Here is a 21,946-nt window from a genome sequence, read left to right on the forward strand (position 1 = left end):
GGTCGGCCGTCGGCCGGCTGTCAACGCTTTTACCCGAAGCCGACGACAGTCTCGGTGAGAACAACCGTGACCGAGACGAGTGATTCAGCGGGACGGCGGCGACCAGACGACGGAATCAGGGCCGCCATCGTCGCCGTGTTCCTGACGGGGCTCCGCCGCCGCAACCCGGCCGCGATGGTGAACGCCGTGTTCGCCCTCGCGGGCACGTTCCTCCCCGTCGCCGTCGAGCGACTGGCCGGCGTCGAGTTCCGTCCGTGGCAGCGCCTCTACGTCGAGTCGGCGATGCTGACCCACTCGGTCGGGATGCTCGGCCCCTACGACGACGTGTGGTGGTGGGACCACCTCACCCACGCCCACTCGGCGACGATTCTCGGCGGGGTCGTCCACGTCCTCTCGCGCCGCCGCGGCCGCGACCCGTCCACTCGCGTCCTCGCGGTCGTGGTCTGCGCCGGCGTGCTCTGGGAACTCGCCGAGTACGCCATCCACCGCGGGGCCGACGCGCTCGGTATCGACCCCGTCCTCGTCTCCTACGGCCGGGTCGACACCGCGCTCGACCTCGTCTTTAACCTCGTCGGCGCGGCGCTCGTCGTCCTGTTCGGCGACCGCGTCCTGACGAATCTCGTTCCCGAAGACGCGTGAGGCCCGGTCGGAACGCGCCGGGCACCGGAACGGTGATGTGACTCCGTCGGAGTTACAGCGTCGTGAACCGGCGGTCGCTACTCGCAACGCTCGGTTCTCGCCGGCTGAGACGGCAGATGCTTCGATATTGCAAATAATTATTCCGTCTCGCGCCACGAGTAGCGTATGTCAGCAGGCAGTTTTCGAGTCGCCGTTCTCGGGGGAGGGGTCGGCGGGCTGAGCGCGGCGCACGAACTCGGGGAACGCGGCTTCGACGTGACCGTGTACGAGGCCAAATCGCGACTGGGCGGGAAAGCTCGGAGCTTCTCGGTCCCCTCCGGTGACGACGGTCACTCGCTGCCGGCAGAACACGGATTTCGGTTCTTCCCGGGGTTTTATCGGAATCTCCGAGACACGCTCGGCCGAATCCCGCGGCCGTCCGGGGGCACGGTCGCGGACAACCTCGTCGAGACGGACGAAACGCTCATCGCGACGACGACGGGCGAAGAGATGCGGTCCGAGACGCGGACGCCGAACACGATTGCGGAGTGGGTCGCCGCGCTCAAACCGACGATCGGGGGCGGCGAAATCACCCCCGCCGAGACGAACTACTTCTTACGACGCCTGCTGGTGCTGCTGACGAGCTGTCGAGCGCGCCGCGAGCAGGAACTCGACCGCGTGTCGTGGTGGGAGTTCGTCGACGCGGAGGCGCAGTCACCGGCCTACCGCAAGCACCTCGCCGAGAGCACGCAGGCGCTCGTCGCGCTGAAGCCCCAGCGGGGGAGCGCCCGTACCATCGGACAGATCTACGCGCAGTTGATGCTCGACCAGATTGACCCCAACCGGCCGACCGAGGCGGTGCTCAACGGCCCGACGAGCGAGGTCTGGATTACGCCGTGGGAGTCCTATCTGGAATCGCTGGGCGTGTCCGTCCGAACGGAGTCGCCGGTCGCGAAAATCGACTCCGACGGCCGTCGCGTCACCGGCGTCGAACTCGCCGGCGGGGAGCGAGTGACCGCGGACTACTACGTGGCGGCGCTTCCGGTCGAGGTAATGGCGTCGTTGGTGACGGCGGAACTCCGGCTGGCGGCCCCGTCGCTCGGAGCCATCGGGCGACTCGACACCGCTTGGATGAACGGGATTCAGTTCTACCTCACCGAGGACCTGCCGCTCGCGCGCGGCCATCAGGCGTACACAGACTCCCCGTGGGCGCTGACCGCGATTTCGCAGCGCCAGTTCTGGGACGACGGCCCGTTCGACATCGAGACGTGTGCCGACGGCTCGATTCGAGGGGTCCTCTCCGCGATTATCTCGGACTGGGAGACCCCCGGGCCGGTGTACGACAAGCCGGCCCGCGAGTGTAGCCGCGAGGAGATCAAAACCGAGGTCTGGCACCAACTGACGGCTCACCTCAACCGGGATGCGGAGCGGCTCTCGACCGAGTACCTGTACGACTGGGTGCTCGACCCCGCAATCGTCGAGACCGGCGACGGCATGGAGAACCACGAACCGCTGTTGATCAACACGGTCGGCTCGCTCCGAGACCGACCCCCCGCGGTGACCGACGCACCGAACCTCGTGTTGGCGGCCGACTACGTCCGCACGGACACTGACTTGGCGACGATGGAGAGCGCGAACGAGGCGGCCCGCCGAGCCGTCGGTGGCATCGTCGAGCGCACGGGGGCCGGAGCGCCGCCCCCGACTGTCTGGGGGCTGTCTGAGCCGCAACTGTTCGACCCGCCGAAGCGGCAGGACGAGGTCGCGTTTCGGCTGGGACTCCCACACCCCGGCGAGGCCGAGCGCGGACTGCGGTCGACGTTCCGGGGACTGCGCACGAGCGGCTGGGGATTCGATGACTGACCGTTGGCGACGACGCTGGGCACCTGCCGCTACTCCGGACGCGGCCGGTCGATTGTCGCGCCCCCGGAGTCGTCCGTGACGGCGTCCACCGGGACCGACCGGATTCGAGACGCCGTGTACGACTCGCTGACGGCCGAGTTCGCGACGGCCCGCGACGACCGCCCGGCGGTGGTGCCGGTCACGCCCTTTTTCGACCGCGAACGGGAGGTCGTCGTGGTAACGGCCGCGCCGGCGTTCGCGGGGAAGGCCGAGCAAGCGGCGGCCAACCCGCGGGTGTCGCTCCTGCTCCACGAAGGCGAGGGTCGATTGCACCTCACTGGACGCGCGACGGTTCGAGACGACGACCTGGAAGCGAACACCGCCGTCGTCGAGCGGCTCATCCGCGACGAGCCGCCGTCGCCGAAACGGAAGGCGATGGTCGAGGCGGCAGACTTCCTCGGAACGCGGCTCGGGCTGCTCCTTCTGGACTGGTACGGGCTTCGGATTCTCATCGAGATTCGGCCGACTGCGGTCGATTCCCGCCCGTCCGACGGCACGACGACGGTCCCGACGTGGAGCGCGGCCGGCGTCGACGGCGGAGAGGCGGAGACGTACGACCGGATGGTCGTTACCGTCACCGACGAGGCGGGGTATCCCCGTAGCTGGCCGGTCTCGGCCGCCACCATCCGTGACGGTCGGCTCCGGTTGACGCCGCCGGACGACGTGACGCCGGCCGACGGGCAGCCAGCCTGCGTCCTCGTCCACTGGCACGACGCGGACCTCGCGAAGCTCGAACAGCGACTCATCCGCGGTCGGTGTCGGAAGGACGCGCGCGGACTCGTGTTCGACCCCGCGAGTTCGTTCCACCTGCGGAACCGAACGCCGCGGGACCGGCTTCGGTTCATCGTCGACGGTAAGCGTCGGACGCGGGCCTACTTCGACGACCGCGGACGGACGTACAGACCGGTTCCTCGCCTTCGGACGCTCCTCGAATGGTGAGGTGCGCGTCGTTTGTATCCTCGACGAGAGCGAGCGATTCCCCTGCGCGAACGCGCGTCTCGACGCCCGCGCGTTAGTTCACGCGACATGGGAGCGACTGAAGCCCGTAGTGTCCGTTGAGCGGGTGGAGGTCCGACAGGTCGGCTTCCAGACTGTCGAAACGCGCGAGGAGTCGGTCGAGTGCGATGTCCGCTTCGAGGCGCGCGAGCGGTGCGCCCAGACAGTAGTGGACGCCTTTCCCGAACGCGAGGTGTTGGTTCGGTCTGCGCTCCGGGCGGAACGTCTCGGGGTCGTCGAAGACCGCCGGGTCGCGATTCGCGGCACCCACCCAGACGTTCACGACTTCGCCCGCCGAGATGTGCTTTCCGCCCACTTCGACGTCTTCGCTTGCGATGCGCTGAATCTCCTGTATCGGGGAGCGATAGCGGAGGACCTCTTCGATGGCTTTCTTGCGGCTGACCTCGCCGGAGCGGACGGCCTCCGTGAGGCCCTGTTCCTCGAAACACCAGATGGCGTTCGTGAGGAGGTTCGTCGTCGTGATGTTCCCCGCGAGGAGGAGAATCATACAGAACCCGATTTTCTCCTGCTGGCTCAGTTCGTCCGTCGTCGCCGCCAGCGTGATGAGGTCGTCTCCGTCGCCTCCCTGTCGTTCCGTGAGGAGTCTGGCGAAGTACTGGCCCATCTCCTTTTGCGCCGCCCCCCGCTTTCGCTTCATCCGCTGAACCGCTTCGTCACTGGGGTCCTCGGGGCGAGCGATGAGCGCCTCGGACCACTCCTTGAACTGGTCGCGACGTTCGGCGGGGATGCCCAGTAGCTCCGCGATGACCGTCACCGGGAGCGGGACGGCGAACGATTCGACAAAGTCGAATTGGTCCCGAGTTTCGAGTCCGTCCACTAACTCGTCGGTGAGTTCTTCGAGTCGAGGCCGATACTCGCGCAGCGCGCCGGGTTGGAAGCGCTCGTTGACGAATCCCCGCAGGCGCTCGTGCTCCGGCGGGTCCGTGCTAATCATCGTTTTGAGAACGGACATCTCGCCCCCAGCGTCGTCCCCTAGGCTGGCGCTACTGCCGGAGCGGTCCGCCGAGAACGTCTCGTGGTCGCGGAGGACGCGGTCGACGTCCTCGTAGCGGAAGACGTCCCACGTTTCGCGCTGTTCGTCGTACTGGACTGGGGCATCACGCCGCATCTCGGCGTACCACTCGAACGGTGCGAGGTGGGCGTCGCGACTTCGGAGCGCGGCCGGTAACTGGCGAGCACTGTCGACTGAATCAGTTGACTGCACGCGTTAATTGACCAATTAATCAGTTATAGGCTTGTTGGCTTCTGCTCTCGAGAGAGAGAGAGTGACGGCACACAGCGTTTGGAGGCGGCGCTACGGGGTGGGAGAGGCGGAAAGGCCGGTTACCGGCGGGGTACCGGCGGCACCGAACCGGTGTCAGCTGTCGGCGGAGATGTCGGCGATAATTCCGTCGATGAGGGCCCGTGCCTGTTCGTCGGCGTCGGCCCAGTTCGTCGTCGACCGGGTGTGCAGTCCCTGCTTGAGCAGAAAGAGGACGTGGGTGGCGGTCAGTTCCGGGTCGACGGGGCGGAACTGCCCGTTCTCGATGCCGGCTTCGATAACGTGCGTGAGCGCGTCCCGCATCCGCCCGTCGACTCGCGTCGTCTCTTCGCGGAACGCGTCGTCCCACGTCGCGTGTGCCCACAACTCGACGAACACTCGCGCGGTGGCCGTCTCGATATCGGCCGGCGGGGAGTGCATGGCCGCTTCGAGCTGCGCGGTAGACGGGTGGAGGACCTGTTCGACGAACGTCCGAAGCTCTGCCCCCGCGTCGGTCACCGGTCGCTCCAACCGTTGTCCGACGAATATCCCGACGAAGTCGTCGAGCATCGAGAGCAACAGTTCGTCTTTGCTGTCGAAGTAGTGGTAGATAATCGACGGGTTCTGTCCGAGTTCCTCACCGATGTCCTTGATCGTGAGGTCCGCGTATCCGTGCTCGGAGAGCGCGCGGAACGCGGCTTCCCTGATTCGCTGTTTCGTCCCGGGATTGTCACTCATCGCGTCTGTGGTTCGAGTTCGTCCACGGCCCGTATTCAGTATTCTCATCGACGCAGTCGCAACCGGCGTCCCGCCGTTTGGGTCTCATTCGTCCTCGCTCCAGTACGAGGCAAGCGAGACGGCGAACAGGACACCCGTCCCGAACGCGGTGGCGAGCGTCCCTCGGGTGACCGCGTCTCGGTTTCGCCACCCGAGTCCGACGGCAATCGCGGCGTTCGCACTCCCCCAAACGACGTTCGCGACGGCGCTCGAATCCTCTCCGGCCGGGGTCTGGTGTCGTTGCCCGGTGATGCCTTTGACCAGGTGCGGGACCGCGTTCGTCCCGAACAGCCCGAGGAGGGCGAACGCGACGTACTCTCGGCTCGTCGCCATCGGCTCAGTCGGCCGCCTGCCCGCCATCGACGGGCAACGTGTGTCCGGTGATGAACGAGGCGTCGGACGAACAGAGGAACGCAACTGCCCCGGCCATCTCCTCGGGTTCGGCGACGCGACCCATCGGAACGTCCCGCATGGCGGACGTGTCGAATTCGGCCCGCATCGTCGAAATCGCCATCTTGAGCATCTGAACCACCCTGTCGACCTTACTCAGGAACGGTATCGAGGACAGGAATCCGTCGTCGAACATGCTGGACGAGATGTTCGTCTTCGTCGGGCCGGGCGCGATGGCGTTGACGCGGACGCCCTGTTCGGCGTACTCGAGCGCGACCGACTTCGTCAGGCCGACGACGCCGTGTTTGCTCGCCGAGTAGCTCGACAGCCCGCCCATCCCGACCAGACCCGCCTCCGACGCCGTGTTGACGATGACGCCGCCGTGCCGTTTCAGCACGGGGAGTTCGGCCTTCATGCACGTCCAGACGCCCTTCAGGTTGATGTCGATGAGCCGCTGCCACTGCTCGTCGCTGATGCTCGTCGTCTCCGCGAACCCGGTGAGGATGCCGGCGTTGTTGAACGCGATGTCGAGGCTCCCGTATCTGTCCACCGCGACCTTGACCATGCGCTGGACCGACTCCGCGTCGGTGACGTCGACGGCGACGAACGTCGCTTCGTTCCCGGCGGCCTCGATGCGGGCGACCGTCTCCCGGCCCGTCTCCTCGACGACGTCGGCGACCACGACGTTCACGCCCTCCGCGGCGAACCGCTCCGCCGTCGCGCGCCCGATTCCCGAACCGCCACCCGTTACGACTGCCGTCTTCCCGTCTAGTCCGTTCATCGTTGATACTCCTCCTAATTAATCGGTCAATTGATATAGTTTTTCCCGGGTGACACATCGACTGGCGAGGGAGTTCACCACGGGGTGTGTACTGCGGGAGAGTGGGTCCCAATCAGACCGGAGAAGAACAGCACGCGTTCTCCGGGAACGCCGCTCGGAGTCGCCTCGGCGGAGCGAACGGCAACAGCGGCAACACGATACCCAGCGGTTGTACTCGCGTTAGGCGCTCTGGGTGTGTTCCGCGGACTCGGTGCCGCCCTCGCGGGCGGGCTTTTCGTCCATGTTACGGGTCCGGACCGCCGTCCTGAGCCCGACCTCGGCGACGTTACCGGCGTGTTCGGCAGTTCGTTCGAGCGCGTGGAGCGCGTGCGCGAACCGGTAGTTCGCGTCAGCGTCGACCTCCTCGAACAGCCGTCGCTCCGCGTCGGCGACGCCCTCGCAGACCCGGTCGCGCGCCGCCAGCGCCTCCCGCGCCGCGTCGGGGTCGTCGCCTTCGAGGGCGACCTGCACCGCTGATTCGAGCGACGCCGGGACCAACTCGGCGAGTTCGGACACCTCGTCGGCGACTGCGGGAGGAAGCGGGTCGGGAACCGCCGACGCGACGGCGGCGATTCGCTCGGCCTGGTCGGCGACGCGCTCTAACTCGCGGGCCGCGGTGTGGAGTCGGAACAGCTCCGGGCGCGTCTCTCCGAGGGCGTCCACCTCGTCGAGGCGGTCGAGCCCGCGGGTGAAGTGCCGGTCGACCATGGCGAACAGGCGGTCGGCGCGGTCGTCGCGCTCCGCGAAACCGTCGAGGGGGGCGGCACCGGTGAGCGCGGCGGTCGCGTCGCGGTGCATCGAAACGGCGACGAACTGGAGCTGGCGGACCGACTGGCGGATAGAGACCTCGTTCGCGTCGAGGACGTTCCGCACCGTGACGGCGGTGTCCGACTCCTCCGTGATGGTCACGCCGACGAGGTTCCGTGCGACCCGCCTGACGGCCTGTCGCTGTTCGGCGTCGAACGTCCCGTCGGCCTCGATGACGACCTGTTTCGACCCGGCGGCGTAGGCCGCCCGGAGCGTCTGTTCGAGGAAGTCGCCGCCTGCGGGGTCGACTCCGCCGTCCGCGCCGTCCGCGCCGTCCGCGTCGCTCCCACCGACAGTCACCGTGAACTGCATCGACGAATCGTCCTCGCACTCGGGAGCCTGCACGACTAACATCCCGTCGAGGTGCGTGTGGAGGTTGACGACGGTTCCGGCGGTGATGCCCTCACCGTCCGCCCACTCTCGGGGGAGCGAGACGGTGAACGTCCCGTTGCTGACCTGCTGAATCTTGCGTGTCTCCATTGTGTTGGCTGTCTGAGTTCGTGTTGTCTGAATGCCAGTTCCGCGGTGACGCCGACCCCGCCTCGACGGGTAGCTCGACTGGCGAGAAGCGAGCGTTGCCGGCCGCGGGGACGGGCGGGCGGGTCGGCGGTCTGTCCGGGTCGAGACGGCGGGTGTGAGTCTGGCGTCGACTACCCGAACTTCCCGCTGATGTAGTCCTCGACGCGCTGGCTCTGGGGGTCTTCGAACACCTGGTCGGTGTCGCCGTACTCGACGAGTTCGCCGCCGGTGAGGAACACCGCCGTCTGGTCCGAGATGCGCGCCGCCTGCTGCATGTTGTGGGTGACGATGACGACCGTGTACTCCTCGGCGAGGTCGTGGACGAGGTCCTCGATTTTCGAGGTCGCGATGGGGTCGAGCGCCGAGGCGGGCTCGTCCATGAGCAGCACTTCGGGGTCGGTCGCCAGCGCGCGGGCGATGCAGAGCCGCTGTTGCTGGCCGCCGGAGAGGCCGAGCGCGTTGTCGTCGAGGCGGTCGTTCACCTCGTCCCACAGCGCCGCCTGTCGGAGGGAGCGCTCGACGAGTTCGTCGACCGCGTCGTCGTCGCTCCGGCCGAGTAAGTTGGCGAGCAGGCCGGTGTCGAGGTCGCCGTGCTTCCGCGGGCCGTAGGAGATGTTGTCCGCGATGCTCTTCGGGAACGGGTTCGGCGACTGGAACACCATCCCGACGCGCTTGCGGAGTTCGACGAGGTTGACGCCGTCCTGGTAGATTTCCTCTCCTTCGAGTCGGACCGAGCCGTCGATGCTCGCGGCCTTGATACGGTCGTTCATCCGGTTGAGACACCGGAGGAACGTCGACTTCCCGCAGCCGGAGGGGCCGATGAGCGCCGTGACGCTGTTTTCGGGAATCTCCATCGAGACGCTCTTCAGCGCGTGGTCGTCGCCGTAGTACACGTCGAGGTCGGAGACCGAGAGCTTCGCCTCGCCCTCGAACTCGTGTTCGACCCACTCCTCGCGGGTCCGCTCGCGCGTCTCGCCGCTCGTGACTTCGAGCGGCTGGTCGGTGCCGGGGCTCGCGCCGCCGGCGAGTTCGCTGTCCGTCGTCGCCTGTGCGTCGTCCGTCGTCTGTCTGGTTTCACTCATGGTTAGTCGTGCTGAAGTTTACTCCGGAAGTAGTACCGCGTCGCGATGCCGACCGCGTAGAAGCCCAAGACGACCACGAGCAGGATGAGCGCCGTCGCCCACCGGAACTCGTCGATGGCGCTGATGTTCGACGACTCCCCGACGCCCGCGGTGATAAGCGAGTAGAGCTGATACGGGAGCGCCGAGGTCGCCTGCATCAGTTCGGGGTTGGTGACGAACGGCGGCGCAGACTGGAGCTGGAAGCCGCCGAGCACGTCGACCGTCTGGCTGCCCGGCGGGGCGACGCTCCCCGACATGGTCAGGAGAATCGGCGCGGTCTCACCGGCGATGCGGCCGACCCCGAGGATGATACCCGTGACGATGCCCGGAAGCGCCGCCGGGAGGACGATGCTCCGAACGGTCTGCCACTTCGTGACACCGAGGGCCGCGCTCGCGTCGCGGTACTCGTCGGGGACCGCCAGCATCGATTCCCGACTCGTGATGACGACGAGCGGGAGGAGCATGAAGCCGAGCGTGAGCATCCCCGCCAGCAGCGACTTCCGGTTGCCGAGCCGCGGGACGAGGAACGCCAGTCCGAACAGCCCGAAGACGATGCTGGGCGTGCTCCACAGACCGTTGGTTGCGATTTCGACGACCTGCGTGAAGCGCCCGCGGTCCGCGTACTCGGTGATGAAGACCGCCGCGCCGATACCGAGCGGAACGGCGAACAGCACCGCGCCGACGACGAGCCAAATCGTGCCCACGATGGCCGGGAGGACGCCGTTCACGTCGTTGAGGAGCGCGACGCCGTTCATCACGAACGGCCACGAGACGGGAAGCGAGAACGTCACGCCGACCAGCGTCACTTCGGGGCCCGCACCCGCGCCGAGCGCGAGGCCCTTGAACAGCCCCGGCAGGCCCTTCAGGACCGTGAACGCGACGAGAAGGAACAGCAGCGCGATGATGGAGATGGCGTTCAGGTAGACGAGGACGTACGCGCCGATGTGGCGGCCGCGCGCGCCGAACCCGCCGTAGGCCTTCGCGGCGGCCCAGCCGACGAGCAGGGAACAGAACGCCGTCAGGACCGGAATCGTGAACTCGGCGTTGAACGACGCCTGCTGTTCCCACCCGAGGTCCCAGACCCACGACGGCCCGATGACGCCGGTGAGGAAGACGACGCCGGCGAAGACGGCCAGCGCGCCGGCGGGGAGCGTCGAGCCGATGTCCTCGCGGGGGGCCGCGCTCACCGCGAACGCGGCCCCGCCGGTGACGAGCGACGCGACGACCCACCCGGCCGTCCCGAGCCCGAGCGTCTGCGAGGCGACCAGTCCGCCGACGACGAACCAGATGAGGCCGAACGTCCCGGAGGCGAGAAGCCCGGCGGTCGGTCTGGGGTCGGTGGCGACGTAGCCGAGGCGGGAGCCGACGCCGAAGGTGACGACGGCGAAGCCGAGAACGACCAACAGTCCGCCGAGGAGCGCGACCATCGGCACGCCCGCGACGGGGTCGGTGATGGTCACGAGTTCGAACACCGACGCGAGCGAGAGGGCGAACAGCACCGCCGCCAGTCCCACCGCGCCGGCGGCGACCGCTTCTGTCTCGGTGGTGTCCTCGCTGACGAGCGCGGTGTCGGTCGCACTCGCCATTATTCGGCACCTCCGAGCTTCCGGCGCATGCGCGCCTCGATGTACTGCGAGCCGATGCTGAGGAACAGCACCGTGACGAACAGGATGACGCCCGCGACGAACAGCGCCGAGAGCTGGAGGCCGTCGGCGTCGCCGTAGTTCGCCGCGATGAGCGACGTGAGCGTGTCGTTACCGTAGAAGACGTTGTACAGCGGCTTCGTGAGCCCCGGACTGCCGCGGAGCATCACGGTCGCCGCCATCGTCTCGCCGATGGCGCGGCCCACGCCGAGGAGGACCGCGGCCGAGACGCCCGAGAACGCCGCCGGCAACGTGATGGAGGTCATCGTCTGCCAGTCGGTCGTGCCGAGAGCGAGCGACCCGCTTTTCATCGACTCGGGGACGCTGTTGAGCGCGTCTTCGGCGACCGAGACGACCGTCGGGAGCGCCATCAGGCCGACGACGATGCCGACGAACAGGTACGTGCCCTGCCCGAGGATGTCGAACTGGTCGGCCGCCCACGGGCTGAGGATGGTAAAGCCGATGAAACCGTAGACGATGGATGGGATGCCCGCCAGAATCTCGACCCCCGGTTTGACGAGTTCGCGGACGGTCCGCGGGGCGATTTCGCTGAGGAAGAGCGCCGCGGCCACGCCCAGCGGGGCGGCGACCGCCGTCGCGATGATGGTGACGAGCACCGTCCCGTGAATCATCGGGACGAGCGAGTACTGAATCGGCGGCGTCACCGGACTCCAGCGCGTCTCGATGAAGAGTCGCAGGCCCGGAATCGGCACGCCGAAGACGTTCACGGTCGCGTACTGCACGGTCGGCCACGCCTCCGCGAAGATGAAGACGAGGATGAGCCCGAGGACGAGGATGGTCGAGACCGTCGTCGTCAGCGTGAGCACGCGCGCTGTCAATTCTTGGTGTCTGAGCCAGCCGTAACCCGTCGCGACGAGGAACACCGCGAACGGGATAGCTGTCAGCGAGGAGACGGCCAGAAAGCCCGCGAACGCCGCGAGGAGCGACACCGCCGCGACCGTGACCGTGACGAGCGCGTCCGGTGGCGTCTCGTCGACGAAGTCGCGACCGCGCCGGAGCCCTCGCCGAGCCGTCGCTCGGAGGCCGGCACCGTCGGAGTCTGGAAGTACGTTCATGATTGGAGCGTCGATGAATGGAAAGAACGAGGTTCAGGAACCGCTACCGCGTCCGAGTCGCGTTACGCTTGGCTCGGAAGCTTGTCCTTCTCGGACTGAAGGTCCTTGTCGGGAAGTGGGATGTAGTTGTTGTCCTCGACGAACAGCTTCTGACCGAACGTGGTCAGGAACATGTTCATGAACGCGGCTTCGCGCATGTCCGTCCCGCTCGGGGTGTCCTCCGTGATGGTCGTGTACTGGTGGAGGTCGCGGTTGAGCGGGTAGTCGCTGTCGAAGATGGTGTGCTCCGCGCTCTTGTCCGGCGCGTAGAGCGTGCCCTCGAATTCGATGCCGATGGGCTGGACCTGCGGGCCGGTGAACGCGAGTGCCATGTACGCGATGGCACCGTCGTTCTGCTGGACGACGGTCGCGACCTGCTGGTTCTGGCCCTTCCGGGTGTCGACGCCTTCCATCGAGGCGTCGGCGCTGCCGAGCATGTTGAGGCGGAACGAGGTGTCCGTCCCGGAGCCTTCCGCGCGGCCGACCACGTAGATTTCCTGGTCGTGACCGCCGACTTCGCTCCAGTTGGTGATTTCGTCCTGGTAGATCTTGCGAACTTCTTCGCCGGTGAGTTCCGTCACGCCTGCGTCGGAGACGTCCTTCGAGACGACGACGGGCTGGCCGTCGCGGCCGAGGACGTGGTCCACGTAGTTCGCGTCGCGCTCTTCTTCGCTGATGCCGAGTTCCGCCGTGATGGGACCCGACGAGTTACCGATGTCGACGAGGCCGTCGCGGACGGACTTACAGCCCGTTCCGGAGTGGCTCAGGCCGATGCTGGTGGCGAACGGCGGGTTCGCCTGCGTGTCGGTCGGCTCGAAGCCGTAGAGGCTCGCGAAGTAGTCGGCGAGGCGGAGGTCCGTCTCAATCTCGTCCCACCCGGGGACGGACGCCTCGTCGGTCGAACCCCAGTACTCGCCGTCGCTCGGCGGCGCGTTGGAGTTCCAGTAGGAGCTTCCCTTGTTCGCGATGGGATACACCGTCGAGGAGCCCTCGGCGGTGAGCATCTGCGGCGCGCTCGATTCGGTCGTCTCCTCGGGGGTCGAGGTCGTGGTCTCCGGAGCGTCCGTCTCTTCTTCTTCGGTCGCCGGCGCGTCGGTCTCGGGGTTCGACTGCCCCGAACAACCGGCGAGCCCCGCGACGCCCGCCGCGCTCGATGCGACGAGGAACTGCCGACGTGATACGCTGCCTGCCAACTTCTTGGAATCTTGCGCCATCACGTGGTCAGACCCGGTTTTAAATAAAATGCGTTTATAATACCACTTTAGTTCTATCAGAGTTCAACGTAACACTAAGAGTCGAAATAGTCCGATATTAGCGCACACATCGGTACCGAGACCTATATACTCGAACGTAATCGAGACGACAGAAAATATAACGGGTCCCGAGATACGTACGCACGATGGCCCAGCAGGACGGAACCACCGGCTCAGAACGTATCGTCGGTCTGTCGAAACCCGCGGCGGTCGAGCGCGTCGTGGACGCCGACGAGTCCCGAGACCCCGACACCGTTCGCGCGGTGCTCGACCACGTGACCGAAGACGGCATCGTGACGGCCGACGGCGTCGACTCGGCGGTCACGGACACGTCGATGATTCTCTCGACCGCGGAGACGCGCGTCGAACTCGCGTCCATCGACCTCGACGACGCCGGTGAGGCCGCCGGCGACGACGCGGCCGTCGGTGCCGTTCGGTCCCGTCTCGACGTGTTCGAGTCGAAGGTCGCGAACGCGGCCGAGCGGGCCGAATCGCTCGGCGAGAAGTTACAGGGGCTCTCCGGGTGGCGCGACGACCCCCGGTCCGTCTACGATACTGTGCTCGGGCTCCGGGAGGTCGCGTCAGAAGCGCAGGCGCTCACCACGCACGCGGACAACGTACAACTCGACATCGAGGAGTTCGAGCGGTGGCTGTCGACCCACGACGTTCGCGTGCGCGGGCTCGACGGCGACGTGGCGGCGCTCGAACAGTCACTCGACGGGCTCGCCGACCGAGTGGCGTTCGTCGCCGACGCGAAGGACGCCGACACGCCCGAAGCGGGAGGCGACGACCGCGCGACCGAATGGTACAACGCCGCGCTCCGCGCCCGCGTTTCGGACCTGCTGGTCGAGGACGTGCGAGCCGAACTCGCCGACCTGCGGGAACTGGCTCCCGAGTCGGCCGGGGAGGACAACGGTCTCGGCGACGCCGCCGTCGACCTCGACGAACTCGACGCCCGCGTGGAACGGCTCCGCGGGCGACTCGACGCCCTCGCCCGGCCGTCGTGGACTGACGAGTACGAGGCGCGAATTGAGTCGTTCGAGGCGACGCTGGCCGCGTTCGGACCGCCGGTGTCGTGGGGCGCGGTGCAGGCCGAACTCGACGACGCTCGGGTCGGCGACGACGGGTGAGCCGGGTGCCGGGCGGACCGAAGTCGTCCGCCGATATACATATCACATCCACTACGTAAATCGCGTTCAGCGAAAGTACATGTGTGTTCGGTCCCTCGGTCTAACTGCGAACACCAATGTCAGACTACGAACTTGACCCCCTCCCGTACGAGTACGACGCGCTTGAGCCCCACATCTCCGAGCAGGTGCTGACGTGGCATCACGACACCCACCATCAGGGCTACGTCAACGGCTGGAACGCGGCCGAGGAGACCCTCGCNATCTCCGAGCAGGTGCTGACGTGGCATCACGACACCCACCATCAGGGCTACGTCAACGGCTGGAACGCGGCCGAGGAGACCCTCGCCGACAACCGCGAAGCAGGCGAGTTCGGCTCGTCCGCCGGCGCGCTTCGTAACGTCACTCACAACGGCTCGGGACACATCCTGCACGACCTGTTCTGGCAGAACATGTCGCCGGAAGGCGGCGACGAGCCCGAAGGCGCGCTCGCAGAGCGCATCGCCGAGGACTTCGGCTCCTACGAAGCCTGGAAGGGCGAATTCGAAGCGGCGGCCGGCGCGGCCGGCGGCTGGGCGCTTCTCGTCTACGACTCGTTCTCGAACCAGCTTCGGAACGTCGTCGTCGACAAGCACGACCAGGGTGCGCTCTGGGGCTCCCACCCCATCCTCGCGCTCGACGTCTGGGAACACTCCTACTACCACGACTACGGCCCGGCCCGCGGCGACTTCGTCTCCGCGTTCTTCGAGGTCGTCGACTGGGACGAACCCGCCGCCCGCTACGACCAGGCCGTCGAACTCTTCGAGTAACGTAGCGTAACAGAACGAACCCACCGTTTCCCGCGCGACCACCACGGGTTACCGTGAAAGGGTGCCCAACACAGGGCATCCGGCGGGGCGAGTTCGTCCCGCCAGACCGGCACCCTTCTACCGACCGTCCAGCACGTGTTCCGGCGAGCGGTGCGACTAACACCATCGACCGTTCTCGTTTGTTTCAAGCAAAATTCATAACTACGCGGGAAAGAATGTGCGGTTAATGAGTAATAGTAATCCACCGTGGACTGCCGAATTTGCCGCCCTGAAGTCCGACTGCGCCGTCGAACTCGCCGGGTTGCTGGAGAAATACCCGCAACCGGTCGTCTACGAGGTGATGAGCGAGATGCTCCGCCGAGAGATGCGCGACCAGTTCGCCGTCTCGTTCGCCGTCTCGTTCGCCGAGTCGCAGTTAGACGAATGAACCGCGATAGCGCGTAATCGAGAGTACTACAAAATATCCGCTTTGCTGGGGTTCTTTATCCAGTACGCTAGTGCATGGAACATGGCAGACGTAATCGTCATCGGCGGCGGTCCCGCTGGTCTGACAACCTCCCTCTTCGCCGCGAAGAACGGGCTCTCCACGACGGTCTTCGACACCGACAAGACGTGGATGCACAAGGCGCATCTGTTCAACTACCCCGGAATCGGCTCCATCGACGGTTCGGACTACATGGAGACGCTCCGCACGCAGGTCGACCACTTCGACGCGGAGCGCCACCAGGGCGAGGAAGTCACCGACGTGAGCGAGAGCGACGACGGCTTCGTGGTCACGACCGACGACGGCGAGTACGAGGCCGACTACGTCGTGCTCGCCACGGGCGCGAACCGCGACCTCGCGGAGTCGCTCGGCTGTGCGTTCGACGACGACCTCGTCGACGTGGGCGTGACGATGGAGACGAGCGTCGAGGACGCCTACGCCACGGGCGCGATGGTCCGCGCCGAGGAGTGGCAGGCCGTCATCTCCGCCGGAGACGGCGCGGCCGCCGCCCTCAACATCCTCTCGAAAGAGAAGGGCGAGCACTACCACGACTTCGACGTGCCCGCCGACGCCGAGTCCGTCTACGGCTCCCTCATCGACGACGTCTAATCGCAACCCCGCGGTCGTACTTTCCGACTGCGACTTCGCGACTTCGCGTTCTCGTTTTTTCTTCGCCGAGACTCCGGAGACTCGCCTGTCTCGCTAGCCGAGTCGCTCGATGAACGAGTCGATGACCCGAATCTCGTCGTCGTTGATGGCGTGTCCCAGCCCCTCGTACAGCCGGCTCGTCGCGTCGGCCCCGAGTGCCGCGAGGACTCGGGCCGACGCCTCGACTCGCTCGGGGTCGACGCGAGGGTCGTCGCGACCGCTCCCGAAGAAGGCCGGCGTACCGTCGAGGTCGTCATCGCTGCTGTGACCGTTCTGGTCGCCGTCGTCGTAGCCGTCGTGGGTCCGATTCCCGAGGTCGGGACCGAGGAGACTCCCCGAGAGCGCGACGAGACCGCCGTACCGACGTGGGTTTCGAACCGCGAACTCGGCGGCGAGACACGCGCCCTGCGAGAACCCGAAGAAGACGACTCGTTCGGGCGGAATCCCGGCGTCGGCGGCGATGTCGAGCGCGGCCGACACCCGACCGAGCGCGGAGGTGAGCCACGGTTCGTTTCGCTCGATGGGACTGGTGACCGGTGCCGGATACCACGAACTCCCGGCGGCCTGCGGCGCGAGGTACATCACGCCCCGGTGGAGGAACTCGTCGACGAGGGTGAGGACGTGCCGCGCCTTCGACCCGCGGCCGTGGAGCAGGACCACCGCCGCGTCGGCGACCTGCGGGGGCGCTCCCGCGGTCGCAATCTCCTGCCCCTCGTGGGGGTCGGTCGCGGACCGGGGCGCTGTTGGGCGGCGGGACATCAGTTCAGTCCGTCGTCGCGACTGGGTCCGACGCCGTCGTTGTCCTCAGCGCCTCCAGCGGCCTCGTCGCCTCCGACGCCAACCGGGAGGTCGAGCGGGCGCAGTTGGCTTTCTATCATCTCGCGGTCCTCCTCCAGCCACGGCGGGAGGTACAGCGACTGACCGAGCGTCTCCGGGTCAGCGTCGAACGTGAGACCGGGGCCGTCGGTCGCGAGTTCGAACAGGATACCGCCCGGTTCGCGGACGTACAGCGAGTGGAACACGTGTCTGTCTTTCACCCGCGATACGTCGTAGCCGCGCTCGCGGAACAGGTCGTGCCACTCGTACAGCTGGGCTTCGTCCTCGACGCGGACCGCGACGTGGTGGATGCTCCCCGCGCCCTCGCGGCCGAACTCGCCGTCCCTATCGAGGAGGTCCACGACGGTCGCGCGGTCGCCCGGCGCTCGGTAGCGGACGCGGTCGCCCTCCTGTTCGACGAGGTCGAACCCGAGCGTATCGAGCACGCTGGCGGTCACGAAGGGGTTCGTCGAGTGGAGCGTGACGCCGTAGATGCCCCGAATCGCGCGCTCGGCGGGAACCGGGCCGTCGAACCACGGTTCGACCGACGACTCGCCGGTGACGAGTTCGAGGTCGGTCCCGTCGGGGTCCGAAAACCGGAGGACGGTCTCGCCGAACCGCTCGAACGGGCCGTCGACTTCGACGCCGCGGTCGGCGAGGCGGTCGAGCCAGTAGTCGACGGCGTCGGGGGGAATCACCAGCGACGCGGTTCGAATCTGGGGCGTGCCGGGGCGTCCCGGCTCCTCGGCCGGGTACGGGAAGAACGTCAGGGCCGTTCCGGGCGAGCCGGTCTCGTCGCCGTAGAACAGGTGGCGCGTGAACTTCTCGTTGAAGTTCACCGTCTGCTTGACGAGGCGCAGACCGAGCGTCGTCGCGTAGAAGTCGACGTTCGCCTGCGCGTCGCGGACGATTCCCGTGACGTGGTGGATTCCGGCGGTGTCTGTGAGCATCGAATTGGGTGGCTTGTCTCGGTGAATGGGTGGATGGAGGGCGACGGTGGCGGCGGCGTTGGTACGGTGACGGTGGATACAGTAGTCGCGAGAGGACGGTCAGCGGCCGATGGTTCCCTGTCGGGTGACGGGCGCGTCGGGGTCGATCAGGAACGCGACGACGGTGGCGTCCTCGTCGGCGGTGAGCGTCAGCCCGTCGTCGTCGACGAGCAGGCCGCTTTCGGTCTTCCCGAAGCGCGTGCCCGCGGCCTCGACCGCGCCGTCGAACACGTAGAAATACGCGTCCCGGCCCTCGATGTCGGGGAGGTCGGCGCTCGACCCGGCGTCGAGGCGGAGGTCGAAGAGGTCGACCTCGTTGCGGACGAAAAGCGGCGCGTCGGAGCCCTCGGGACCGAACAGGTGCCGCCACTCGCCCTCGACGGGGGCGTCGATGGGCTCGTGTTGGATGTTCGGCTCCAGCCCGAGGCTGTGGGGCCGGACGAACATCTGGAGCATCCGCAGCGGTGGGTCGTCCGCCCGGGTGAACTCCTCGTGCCAGAACGTCTCGCCCGCGTTCATCACCATCAGGTGGTCGGCGTCGGTGACGAGGTCGTTTCCGTCTTGGTCGCCGTGGCGCATCACGCCGGCGGGCACCCACGAGATGATTTCCTCGTCGCGGTGGGGATGCATCGCGATGTGGGTGTCGGGGTCCATGAACGACTCGACGATGGTCGCGAGCGGGCCGTAGCCGTGGTCCGCGTGGTCCGGGAGGGCGCGCCCGGGGAAGTTGAAGTGGGTCCGGAACTTCCCCTGATTCTGGGAGACGTCGGTTCGCTCCGCCTTGTAGAGCTTCGTCTCGGAGCCGACTTTCATTACGCACGCACCTACGCGTCGAATCTATATACCTTCTCGGCGACGTGACCGAAAGCAGGTGACGTCGGTGTCACCGGGTGAGAGTCCCGGAGAGAGCACCGAGCGGCCGACCAACTCGGAAGGACCTCGCGAAACGGCGACTCTGGTTTCGGGCCGACCGGTTCGGTGGCAAACATTTTGTTATTACTGACACGAGGGGTAGTTTGATGGAAACGAGTCGATGGACGCCACGGCGAAACTGGTTGTTCGTCACGCTGAGTGGTCTTGGAGCCGCGGGAATCGTCTACGTGTTCGGCCCTGCCGGTTCGGGCGTTGCAACGTCGGTCGCGGTCGGTGTCGTCGTCTGGCTCATGTTCGCGGTCGGACTTGTGGTCTCGAACGAGCGGGTGAAACAGGCTCTCCTCGACTTACTATCGCTTTTCCCTTGAGTACGTCCGCGCCAGAACGACTCCAAGGCGTCACCACCCTTGCCGCAGTACGAACGCGGCGTGTCCGAACACGGCGAGTAGAAACGGCACCGAACCGGCGGGCCAGACGAAGACCGTACCGAGCGGAATCGCACCCAGAAAGAGAGTGGTCACGGCGAACCGCCCCCACACCCGGTCGGCCGACTTCAGCGCCGAGTCAGCGGAAATCGAAACGTCGTATCGTCGAAGTGCCTCGAGGAACTGGGATTCGACCTCGTCCGGGACGAGAAACATCGAGGGCTTGTTGACGAACGATTTCTCGTAGTACAGCCGGACCGCAGTCCGGTTCCCGATGGTCACGAACCGGGCAGTTTCAACGTCCGCGAGTGAGATCGTCACGTCCTCGTCGCTCCGAAACAGCGAGGGGTCACCCATGTGGTAGGTGCTTTCGAGTTCGCCGGCGTCACCGTCGAGCGCGACGCTCATACCGATGAACCGTTCCGAACTCTGGAGGACTGCCGTCAGTACCACCGCGCAGTACATACTGTACACGAACGGGGCGCGGTCACCGGCGAGCGCGCCGAAAGTCAGGAGAGCGGCCGGGACGACGCCAAATACCGACCACCACAACACGCGGCCGAAATCGATGCCGTTGAACGCGACACGCCACGGGAGTTCTCGAAGGCCAGCCATCCCCGCGGTCCACGCTACGACGGACTCGTTCTCGTCTGGATGTGTCACCGTTAGTGTACTTCAAAATCGGCCGGTATATAGCTCTCTTTCAACGAGTCGCGGTGCGACCGCCGCGCCTCTGGTTCGGGCGCAAAAAGAACTCACGGGCTCTGTTGAAATCCTATTCTTCAGATATATTCTCGCCTGAAACAGCCAGTCGATGAAAACTGTGTAGTTAGCGTTCAGTCGTCCNGCAATTGGGGGGCGTTCGCGTGACCGACTCGCGCCCTGTATGCAGCACGACTTCAAGGAACTATCAATAACTGAGGATTTCAACAGAGCCCTCTGTTCCAGACAAAGTCAGAATATGACCTCGATTGCACCTTTGATTGGGCTGTTCGCTGCTCCTTTCTTTGTGATCCTCGTATATCTGGATACCACACGAAGAAGTCTCCCACAATTAACTCGTCTTTTGTGGGCTGGCAGCGTCGGCGTTATGAGTTTTATCGGATTTTTACTCCCTGCTCTATTTGAGAACCTCATACACCAGGTCTACTTCTTTGGAATCAAATCAAATCCGGTTGTGTCCACTCCATACGAGATTTTGGTTTTGCACTTCTCCGTGGGACTGATAATTAGTCTTCTCGCCTTCTTCCTCTATGTCTTTGGTAGCCGAAATTTGTCTGCTAACGATGACTCTCCTTCTGGAACTTACTGATTAGTGCGCAGTGCTACCGAACAGCTGTTTAAGAGAGAGAGTGGTGTCGAACTAATAGGATTTCAACAAGGCCGAACAGAGATAAATACTCTGTTGGAGCCTCGTTTTAGCGCCCTCTGTATGGATGGAGATGTTCTTTGATGAGCTGTATACCTCCTCTATCTAACGTTCAGAGTGCCTTGTCGAGATTGTGAGTGAGACAGTTAACAACGAGTTCACGGAACTGCTTCCACCAGTGTCGTGAGCGGACAAATGCACCGTACTTGCGTTTGAGTCGGGAGTTCACCGTCTCGTTCTGACTGCGCTGACCGTAGATATCGGCATCCAGCCGAGCGTTCCATGCCTTCTGTAGCGATGAAAACTCGCGGTGCTTGATCAGCGGTCGAACACCAGTTGTACGGGCTAATGTGCGAACCTTCTGGTCGTCGTATCCTTTGTCACCGAGGAGAATCGCCACATTCTCAGTATTTCGCTTGATGAGCGATGGTGCAATCTGAGAATCGTGCTTTCTGGTCGTCGTTATGTGTAAGTCGATGATTGCGTTCGACCTCGTGTCTACGAGAAGTGTGACTTTCAACTGCTGAATCGTCAACTTCGTTCGCTTTGTGTAGTGTTTCGAGGCGTGACTCCGGTCGAACCCGGAGGCGTCGATCCCGACGACACCGTTGGTCGGGAGGAGTGTGACTGAGAGGTTGAGCAGAACGCGCCAAACCGCCATATCTAGCCGGTTGAACGCTTTACATAGCGTTGATGGCGACGGGAGTCTCTCAAGGTCGATGGCGTTTCGAATCCGAGGCATCTCGATGAGTTCGTCAAGAAGCGTCCGGTACGTCGTATTCTTCCGCACCTTGAGACAGAGCAAGACGATGTGTTGATGGAGTGTGTACCGGCGTTTCGAGAACTTCGAGGAGTACCGAGCGACAGCTCGCCGAGCCAAGTGAAATGCCTGCTCAACAAACCGGAGTAACCGCGACTTCGGGAGGGCCTGCATTCGGTCAAACTACTGGACGAACCTGTAACCCTCTGAGGATTTCAACAGAGCCAACTCACGAGAAGTCCGAAGTCTCCCGCAGGTACCGGAACCTAAATCAAAATGAATTGACACTCCGTATCCGAAACAGAAGCCTTACCACTAGCAATCGAGTTCGATGTAGTAGCGGGATGGGATAGCCAGGAGATTCCGCCGGGCTCATAACCCGGAGATCGGTAGTTCAAATCTACCTCCCGCTATTCTCCTGAAAACT

At 65.2% G+C, this 21,946-nt stretch carries 23 protein-coding genes and 1 tRNA gene; 10 read left to right on the forward strand and 14 right to left on the reverse strand.

Translation table 11 applies throughout. The features are described 5' to 3' along the window. Window positions 1–54: 54 nt before the first annotated feature. The 3 genes from C454_RS19455 (at window position 55) to C454_RS19465 (ending at window position 3,456) form a co-directional block, all read left to right on the forward strand. Window positions 55–639: a hypothetical protein gene (locus tag C454_RS19455; protein WP_049905309.1), complete on the forward strand. Its 585-nt coding sequence runs from the start codon at window positions 55–57 to the stop codon at window positions 637–639. 165 nt (window positions 640–804) lie between these two features. Then, window positions 805–2,478, forward strand: coding sequence for a hydroxysqualene dehydroxylase (locus C454_RS19460; RefSeq protein ID WP_004978380.1), 1,674 nt, complete (start codon window positions 805–807; stop codon window positions 2,476–2,478). A 75-nt stretch (window positions 2,479–2,553) separates the two neighbouring features. Further along, entirely contained in the window at window positions 2,554–3,456 is a 903-nt protein-coding gene (locus C454_RS19465) for a pyridoxamine 5'-phosphate oxidase family protein (RefSeq protein ID WP_152421564.1), read from the forward strand. A gap of 73 nt (window positions 3,457–3,529) precedes the next feature. Here C454_RS19465 and C454_RS19470 read toward each other — a convergent pair whose 3' ends face one another. The 9 genes from C454_RS19470 to C454_RS19510 all read right to left on the reverse strand — a co-directional run bounded on the left by C454_RS19470 (window position 3,530) and on the right by C454_RS19510 (window position 13,180). Then, window positions 3,530–4,738 (reverse strand): cytochrome P450, encoded by a 1,209-nt coding sequence (locus C454_RS19470; RefSeq protein WP_049905310.1) that lies wholly within the window; start codon window positions 4,736–4,738, stop codon window positions 3,530–3,532. A 153-nt stretch (window positions 4,739–4,891) separates the two neighbouring features. After that, window positions 4,892–5,512 (reverse strand): TetR/AcrR family transcriptional regulator, encoded by a 621-nt coding sequence (locus C454_RS19475; RefSeq protein ID WP_004978385.1) that lies wholly within the window; start codon window positions 5,510–5,512, stop codon window positions 4,892–4,894. 84 nt (window positions 5,513–5,596) lie between these two features. Then, the gene (locus C454_RS19480) at window positions 5,597–5,884 is read right to left on the reverse strand and encodes a hypothetical protein (protein WP_004978387.1); all 288 of its coding nucleotides are present in this window, start codon (window positions 5,882–5,884) and stop codon (window positions 5,597–5,599) included. A gap of 4 nt (window positions 5,885–5,888) precedes the next feature. Further along, the gene (locus tag C454_RS19485) at window positions 5,889–6,722 is read right to left on the reverse strand and encodes an SDR family NAD(P)-dependent oxidoreductase (RefSeq protein WP_004978389.1); all 834 of its coding nucleotides are present in this window, start codon (window positions 6,720–6,722) and stop codon (window positions 5,889–5,891) included. Between the two features lie 219 nt (window positions 6,723–6,941). Continuing rightward, on the reverse strand, window positions 6,942–8,048 hold the full coding sequence (locus tag C454_RS19490; protein ID WP_004978392.1) for a PhoU domain-containing protein: 1,107 nt from the start codon (window positions 8,046–8,048) through the stop codon (window positions 6,942–6,944). A 170-nt stretch (window positions 8,049–8,218) separates the two neighbouring features. Next, window positions 8,219–9,169, reverse strand: coding sequence for a phosphate ABC transporter ATP-binding protein PstB (pstB, locus tag C454_RS19495; RefSeq protein WP_004978394.1), 951 nt, complete (start codon window positions 9,167–9,169; stop codon window positions 8,219–8,221). Window positions 9,170–9,171: 2 nt separating this feature from the next. Beyond that, a complete protein-coding gene (pstA, locus tag C454_RS19500; protein ID WP_004978396.1) occupies window positions 9,172–10,794 on the reverse strand; it encodes a phosphate ABC transporter permease PstA in 1,623 nt (540 codons plus the stop codon). Next, window positions 10,794–11,927, reverse strand: coding sequence for a phosphate ABC transporter permease subunit PstC (gene pstC / locus C454_RS19505; RefSeq protein WP_004978398.1), 1,134 nt, complete (start codon window positions 11,925–11,927; stop codon window positions 10,794–10,796). The genes pstA and pstC overlap by 1 nt, the downstream gene beginning before the upstream one ends. 62 nt (window positions 11,928–11,989) lie before the next feature. Further along, window positions 11,990–13,180 carry a substrate-binding domain-containing protein gene (locus tag C454_RS19510; RefSeq protein ID WP_004978400.1) on the reverse strand — a complete coding sequence of 397 codons (1,191 nt, stop codon included), beginning with the start codon at window positions 13,178–13,180 and terminating at the stop codon, window positions 11,990–11,992. Between the two features lie 185 nt (window positions 13,181–13,365). On the opposite strand from C454_RS19510, the gene C454_RS19515 reads away from it, so the two are divergent. The 4 genes from C454_RS19515 to C454_RS19530 all read left to right on the forward strand — a co-directional run bounded on the left by C454_RS19515 (window position 13,366) and on the right by C454_RS19530 (window position 16,248). After that, window positions 13,366–14,349, forward strand: a complete 984-nt coding sequence (locus C454_RS19515; RefSeq protein ID WP_004978404.1) for a hypothetical protein — start codon at window positions 13,366–13,368, stop codon at window positions 14,347–14,349. A 116-nt stretch (window positions 14,350–14,465) separates the two neighbouring features. Beyond that, a complete protein-coding gene (gene sod, locus C454_RS19520) occupies window positions 14,466–15,155 on the forward strand; it encodes a superoxide dismutase (protein WP_004978405.1) in 690 nt (229 codons plus the stop codon). Window positions 15,156–15,381: 226 nt separating this feature from the next. Further along, on the forward strand, window positions 15,382–15,582 hold the full coding sequence (locus tag C454_RS19525; protein WP_049905311.1) for a hypothetical protein: 201 nt from the start codon (window positions 15,382–15,384) through the stop codon (window positions 15,580–15,582). Between the two features lie 81 nt (window positions 15,583–15,663). Next, entirely contained in the window at window positions 15,664–16,248 is a 585-nt protein-coding gene (locus C454_RS19530; protein ID WP_004978409.1) for an NAD(P)/FAD-dependent oxidoreductase, read from the forward strand. 93 nt (window positions 16,249–16,341) lie between these two features. Here the strand turns inward: C454_RS19530 and C454_RS19535 are convergent, their stop codons facing one another. The 3 genes from C454_RS19535 to C454_RS19545 form a co-directional block, all read right to left on the reverse strand. Next, complete coding sequence (locus C454_RS19535; protein WP_004978411.1) at window positions 16,342–17,046, reverse strand: alpha/beta hydrolase; 705 nt, start codon at window positions 17,044–17,046, stop codon at window positions 16,342–16,344. Then, complete coding sequence (locus tag C454_RS19540; RefSeq protein WP_004978413.1) at window positions 17,046–18,053, reverse strand: ring-cleaving dioxygenase; 1,008 nt, start codon at window positions 18,051–18,053, stop codon at window positions 17,046–17,048. Before C454_RS19540 ends, C454_RS19535 begins: the two co-directional genes overlap by 1 nt. A gap of 99 nt (window positions 18,054–18,152) precedes the next feature. Next, on the reverse strand, window positions 18,153–18,905 hold the full coding sequence (locus tag C454_RS19545) for a pirin family protein (RefSeq protein WP_004978417.1): 753 nt from the start codon (window positions 18,903–18,905) through the stop codon (window positions 18,153–18,155). A gap of 206 nt (window positions 18,906–19,111) precedes the next feature. Between C454_RS19545 and C454_RS19550 the strand changes: the two genes are divergently transcribed. Further along, entirely contained in the window at window positions 19,112–19,333 is a 222-nt protein-coding gene (locus C454_RS19550) for a hypothetical protein (RefSeq protein ID WP_049905312.1), read from the forward strand. Between the two features lie 30 nt (window positions 19,334–19,363). On the opposite strand, the gene C454_RS19555 is transcribed toward C454_RS19550, so the two are convergent. After that, window positions 19,364–20,005, reverse strand: a complete 642-nt coding sequence (locus tag C454_RS19555) for a hypothetical protein (protein WP_004978422.1) — start codon at window positions 20,003–20,005, stop codon at window positions 19,364–19,366. A 271-nt stretch (window positions 20,006–20,276) separates the two neighbouring features. On the opposite strand from C454_RS19555, the gene C454_RS20490 reads away from it, so the two are divergent. Next, window positions 20,277–20,702, forward strand: a complete 426-nt coding sequence (locus C454_RS20490) for a hypothetical protein (protein WP_152421565.1) — start codon at window positions 20,277–20,279, stop codon at window positions 20,700–20,702. A gap of 169 nt (window positions 20,703–20,871) precedes the next feature. Here the strand turns inward: C454_RS20490 and C454_RS19560 are convergent, their stop codons facing one another. Further along, window positions 20,872–21,693: an IS5 family transposase gene (locus C454_RS19560; RefSeq protein WP_004978424.1), complete on the reverse strand. Its 822-nt coding sequence runs from the start codon at window positions 21,691–21,693 to the stop codon at window positions 20,872–20,874. Between the two features lie 164 nt (window positions 21,694–21,857). Here C454_RS19560 and C454_RS19565 point away from each other — a divergent pair. Further along, window positions 21,858–21,932 (forward strand) — tRNA-Met (locus tag C454_RS19565). The last annotated feature ends 14 nt before the right edge of the window (window positions 21,933–21,946 follow it).

The sequence above is a fragment of the Haloferax gibbonsii ATCC 33959 genome, assembly GCF_000336775.1.
Classification (GTDB): domain Archaea; phylum Halobacteriota; class Halobacteria; order Halobacteriales; family Haloferacaceae; genus Haloferax; species Haloferax gibbonsii.

Excerpts from the sequence above, each read along its gene's own strand:
- C454_RS19460 (WP_004978380.1), top strand. The coding sequence starts at position 805 with ATGTCAGCAGGCAGTTTTCGAGTCGCCGTTCTCGGGGGAGGGGTCGGC.
- C454_RS19545 (WP_004978417.1), bottom strand. The coding sequence starts at position 18,905 with ATGAAAGTCGGCTCCGAGACGAAGCTCTACAAGGCGGAGCGAACCGAC.
- C454_RS19555 (WP_004978422.1), bottom strand. The coding sequence starts at position 20,005 with ATGGCTGGCCTTCGAGAACTCCCGTGGCGTGTCGCGTTCAACGGCATC.
- C454_RS19560 (WP_004978424.1), bottom strand. The coding sequence starts at position 21,693 with ATGCAGGCCCTCCCGAAGTCGCGGTTACTCCGGTTTGTTGAGCAGGCA.
- C454_RS19550 (WP_049905312.1), top strand. The coding sequence starts at position 19,112 with ATGGAAACGAGTCGATGGACGCCACGGCGAAACTGGTTGTTCGTCACG.
- pstA (WP_004978396.1), bottom strand. The coding sequence starts at position 10,794 with ATGGCGAGTGCGACCGACACCGCGCTCGTCAGCGAGGACACCACCGAG.
- C454_RS19535 (WP_004978411.1), bottom strand. The coding sequence starts at position 17,046 with ATGTCCCGCCGCCCAACAGCGCCCCGGTCCGCGACCGACCCCCACGAG.
- C454_RS19515 (WP_004978404.1), top strand. The coding sequence starts at position 13,366 with ATGGCCCAGCAGGACGGAACCACCGGCTCAGAACGTATCGTCGGTCTG.
- C454_RS19540 (WP_004978413.1), bottom strand. The coding sequence starts at position 18,053 with ATGCTCACAGACACCGCCGGAATCCACCACGTCACGGGAATCGTCCGC.
- C454_RS19510 (WP_004978400.1), bottom strand. The coding sequence starts at position 13,180 with ATGGCGCAAGATTCCAAGAAGTTGGCAGGCAGCGTATCACGTCGGCAG.
- C454_RS19480 (WP_004978387.1), bottom strand. The coding sequence starts at position 5,884 with ATGGCGACGAGCCGAGAGTACGTCGCGTTCGCCCTCCTCGGGCTGTTC.
- C454_RS19475 (WP_004978385.1), bottom strand. The coding sequence starts at position 5,512 with ATGAGTGACAATCCCGGGACGAAACAGCGAATCAGGGAAGCCGCGTTC.
- pstB (WP_004978394.1), bottom strand. The coding sequence starts at position 9,169 with ATGAGTGAAACCAGACAGACGACGGACGACGCACAGGCGACGACGGAC.
- pstC (WP_004978398.1), bottom strand. The coding sequence starts at position 11,927 with ATGAACGTACTTCCAGACTCCGACGGTGCCGGCCTCCGAGCGACGGCT.
- C454_RS19490 (WP_004978392.1), bottom strand. The coding sequence starts at position 8,048 with ATGGAGACACGCAAGATTCAGCAGGTCAGCAACGGGACGTTCACCGTC.
- C454_RS19485 (WP_004978389.1), bottom strand. The coding sequence starts at position 6,722 with ATGAACGGACTAGACGGGAAGACGGCAGTCGTAACGGGTGGCGGTTCG.
- C454_RS20490 (WP_152421565.1), top strand. The coding sequence starts at position 20,277 with ATGCAGCACGACTTCAAGGAACTATCAATAACTGAGGATTTCAACAGA.
- C454_RS19530 (WP_004978409.1), top strand. The coding sequence starts at position 15,664 with ATGGCAGACGTAATCGTCATCGGCGGCGGTCCCGCTGGTCTGACAACC.
- C454_RS19525 (WP_049905311.1), top strand. The coding sequence starts at position 15,382 with ATGAGTAATAGTAATCCACCGTGGACTGCCGAATTTGCCGCCCTGAAG.